At 68.5% G+C, this 4,433-nt stretch carries 2 protein-coding genes; both read left to right on the forward strand.

Features of this window, described 5'->3' with window-relative positions; all coding sequences use genetic code 11:
- Positions 1–4: 4 nt before the first annotated feature.
- Positions 5–3,478, forward strand: a complete 3,474-nt coding sequence (locus U9980_RS00580; RefSeq protein ID WP_322766217.1) for a UvrD-helicase domain-containing protein — start codon at positions 5–7, stop codon at positions 3,476–3,478.
- A gap of 264 nt (positions 3,479–3,742) precedes the next feature.
- A partial coding sequence (locus tag U9980_RS00585) for a sugar-binding domain-containing protein (RefSeq protein ID WP_416210092.1) occupies positions 3,743–4,433 on the forward strand: 691 nt, incomplete at its 3' end.

The following is a 4,433-nucleotide window of genomic DNA, read 5'->3' on the forward strand; positions in this document are numbered from 1 at the left end:
GTCTGTGAACTCACGGTTTCTTGCGGACCTGCACATCCACTCCAAGTACTCCAGAGCATGCAGCCGGGACTGCGACCTGGAGCATCTGGCCTGGTGGGCGGCGCGCAAGGGCATCGCAGTGGTCGGCACCGGTGACTTCACCCACCCCGCCTGGTCACAGGAGATCGCCACCAAGCTCGTGCCGGCCGAGCCGGGCCTGTTCCGGCTGCGCCCCGACCTTGAGGCTGACGTCATGCGGACGCTGCCCGCGTCGTGCCGGACGGCAACCCGGTTCATGCTGTCCACGGAGATTTCCACGATCTACAAGCGGGGGGACAAGACCCGCAAGGTTCACCATCTCCTCTACGCTCCGGACACCGACGCCGCCGGGCGGATCACCGCGAGTCTTGGGAAGATCGGTAATCTCGCCGCGGACGGGCGTCCCATCCTGGGGTTGGACTCCCGTGATCTGCTGGAGATCACCCTCGGTGCGGGGGAGGGCTGCTACCTGGTGCCGGCCCACGTGTGGACTCCCTGGTTCGCCGTCCTCGGGTCGAAATCCGGTTTCGATGCGATCGAGGACTGCTATCTCGACCTCGCGGACAACATCTTTGCGTTGGAAACGGGCCTGTCGGCGGATCCACCGATGTTCTGGCGCTTGTCCGGACTCGACCGGTTCCGTCTGGTCAGCAATTCCGACGCGCATTCCCCGCCCATGCTCGGCCGGGAGGCGACCGCGTTCACCTGCGACGTCGACTACTTTGCGATGCGTGCGGCGCTGCGCGACGGGGACGGCTTCGCCGGCACCATCGAGTTCTTCCCCGAAGAGGGCAAGTACCACCTTGACGGTCACCGCAAGTGCGGGGTCCGATACGAGCCGAGCCAGACCCGGGAGGCCGACGGTCGCTGCCCCGAGTGCGGGCGCCCACTGACGGTCGGTGTGCTGCACCGGGTGGAGGCGCTCGCCGACCGAGACGAGGGACACCGACCGTCGACCGCGGGAGAGGTGCGGTCACTGGTCGCCCTGCCCGAGGTCGTCGGCGAGATCCTCGGGGTCGGGCCGAAGAGTAAGGCAGTGGCCGCGCAGGTCACAACGCTCACCGCCCAGCTCGGCCCGGAGCTGGCAATCCTCGGCGAGGTCCCGCTCGACGCGATCGGTGCGGTCGGTTCGTCCGCGCTGGTCGAGGCGATCCGACGGTTGCGGCGGGAGGAGGTGATCCGTGACGCCGGCTATGACGGCGAGTACGGGGTCATCCGGCTGTTCGACCCGTTGGAGCTCACCTCGGATGTGGGCACGCTGTTCGACCTGGCTCCCGCAGCGGGCGCCACCGGGGCGGGCAGGTCCGCGCCGGGCCAAGCCGTCGGGGGGTCGGCCGCCGTGCGTTCAGCCGCCGGGGGTTCATCAGCCGCCGGCACCCGGATCGGACGGGGAGGCGCCCGCCGTGGGCGCAGCGCGCTGGCGCCCTCGGTTGTACCGGCGGCAGACACGGCTGCAGACACGGCTGCGGCTGCGGCGGTTTGTGGCCCGCCCGACACGGGCGCGGTGACGAGTAGTCCGACCAGTCCGACCAGTCCGACCAGCCCGATTGGCACGTCGATTCTGGCCGGACTCGACGCCGAACAGCGCGTGGCGGCGGCGGTCACCCAGGGGCCACTGCTGATCATTGCCGGACCCGGTACCGGCAAGACCCGGACGTTGGTCCATTCGGTCGCGCACCGGGTCCGGGAGCAGGGGGTGCCGGCCGAACAATGCCTGGCCGTGACCTTCACTCGGCGGGCCGCGACCGAGCTGCGGGAGCGGCTCGACGCCCTCGTCGGCGCGGCGGCGCCCCGCATCCTCGCTACGACCTTCCACGGTCTGGGCCTGCGGATCGTCCGGGAGTGCCACGACCTGTTCGGCTTCGGCGCGCACGTCCGGGTGGCGGACGAAGCGACCCGCGCAGACATCCTGCGGGACGCGCTGGCCGGGACGGTCACCGGTGCGCGCAACCTGGAACGGGTCCGGCGCGAGCTGGCCGGCTTCCGACGGGCACACGCGCTCGCCGGTGCGACGGCCGGGCATGAACTGGCCGGTCATGAGCTGGCCGGTCTGGCCCAGCGGTACGACGAGGCCCTGCGCGCACGTGGTCTGGTGGACCTCGACGACCTCCTCGCGCTGCCGGTGATCGCCATGCGGGAACATCCGGACCTCGCCGAGTCCTTCCGGGCGCGGTGGCGCCACGTCTGGGTCGACGAGTACCAGGATGTCGACGAGCTGCAGTACGTCCTGTTGACGATGTTGACAGGACGCCGTGCCGGTGCGAGCACGGCTGAGGGGTCGGTTGACGGGGCTGTTGAGGGGTCGGTTGACGGGGCTGTTGATGGAGCGGTTGATGCGAACCTGTGTGCGATCGGCGACCCGGACCAGGCCATTTACTCCTTCCGTGGCGCCGATGTGGGCTTCTTCCTGCGTTTTCGGGACGACTTCCCCGACGCCCAGGTGGTATCACTCACCCGCAACTACCGCTCCACGGCGGCCATCGTGGACGCCGCCGTACGCCTGATCGAACCGGCGACGCTCGTCCCCGGCCGAACGCTCACAGCGGTCGGGCAGCACCCGCAGAGCCCCCGACCGCTGCTGCACCGGGCCGCGAGCGAGGCCGAGGAGGCCGCGGTCGTGGTGAGCACCATCGAACAGGCGCTGGGAGGCACGTCCTTCCACGCCCTCGACCTCGGTGTGGACGCGACCGGCGAGGCCAGGTTGTCCTTCGCCGACATCGCGGTGCTCTACCGCACGGCGCGCCAGGCCCGGCCGGTGATGGATGCGCTGGACCGGCATGGTTTTCCCTTCCAGCAACGTTCTCATAATCGGTTTGCCGACGCCCCGGGTGTCGGGCGCCTGCTGGCGCTCCTCGATGAGCACACCGGTGACGTCTCGCAGCGGCGATCCGTCCTTGCACGGTTGCGGACCGCAGCTCAGTCGATGATCGAGGACGAGGTTGCGATTCGCTATGCGCTCGACATCCTGACCCCTCTTGCCACCGAGTGCGGGGAGGATCTGGAGCGGTTCCGGTCCGAGATCGCACTCGGCGCGGAGGTTGACACTCTTGATCCGCGCGCGGACCGGATATCGCTGCTGACGTTGCACGCGTCCAAAGGCCTGGAATTCGGCCTTGTGATCATTATCGGATGCGAGGACGGTCTACTTCCGTTGCGATGGGCAGTTGTCTCATCGCCAACGGTCACCGGTGCGCAGGATCCCGATGCACAGGATCCCGGTGCCGGGGACGACGACGGGGACAGTGAGGAGCGCCGACTGCTGTTCGTCGGCATGACCCGGGCGCGGGGGCAGCTCGTGCTCACGCATCCGGCCCACCGTCGCCGGGGCGGGGCGGTCGCGCCGACACGGCCGTCACCGTTTCTCGACGTCCTCGGTGAGCCACTGCTCCAGCGTCGTTCGGGTCCGGTGGGTACCCGCCCGCGCCGGGTGAGCCAGGGCCACCAGCTACGGCTGGTTTAGCGCGCCAAAGGCGATTCCGTCACATTCCGCGATTCCGTCACATTCCGCGATCTTCGCGGTAGTCGTCAGTACTATTAGTCCGATTTACCGAGAGTTCTTATCAGGGAAAAGCCTGATAACCGGCCGAATAAGACTACTGATGGCAGTGGGCGGTGTGGTGGCACCACCGCCCGCATTGACGTATGCCCATGACGGGCGGATCGGGGCACTGTGCGGGTCCGCGAACAGGATTGCCGTGAACGTGATGCTCGCGGACGGGTCGGAATGGTCGCCGCTGTGGTGGCGTTCGTCGTGTTGGTGACAGCCCAGACAACGAGCCCACCGGCCAGCGCCGAGCCGGCAACGGCCCAGCCCGGCCCGGTCGCCGGTTGGGCTCCCAAGACACCCCCGCTGACCACTGCGTGGACGAACAAGGTGTCGGCGGGCAATCCGTTGCCCGAGTATCCGCGGCCAGCGCTCACCCGTGCCCGCTGGCAGAACCTCAACGGAGTGTGGCAGTTCGCCGCCGATGCCGGCCCCGATGCGGCGGGCGAAGCACCGCCGGTGGGTCGGGATCTGGCCGAGCGGATCCTGGTGCCGTATCCGGTGGAGTCCGCGCTGTCGGGAATCAAACGGCCCGTCGGTCGGATGTGGTACCGCCGTACCTTCACCGTTCCAGATGTCTGGCAGGTTGGTCGGGGAGCGCGTCTTCTGCTCCATTTTCAGGCCGTGGACTACGAGGCGACCGTGTATGTGAACGGTCGGCTGACCGCGACCCACAAGGGTGGATTCGACGCTTTCGGTATCGACGTCACGGACGCGCTGACCGGATCCGGGCCGCAGGAGGTGGTGGTCGGTGTGCATGACCAGACCGACGCGGCCAACCAGGCCGTCGGCAAGCAGCGCCCTGATCCCGGCGGAATCTTCTACACGTCGTCGTCCGGCATCTGGCAGACGGTGTGGATGGAGCCGGTGG

Origin of the sequence: Protofrankia sp. Cr1 (assembly GCF_963555865.1) — a bacterium.
In the GTDB taxonomy this organism is placed as follows: Bacteria; Actinomycetota; Actinomycetes; order Frankiales; family Frankiaceae; genus Protofrankia.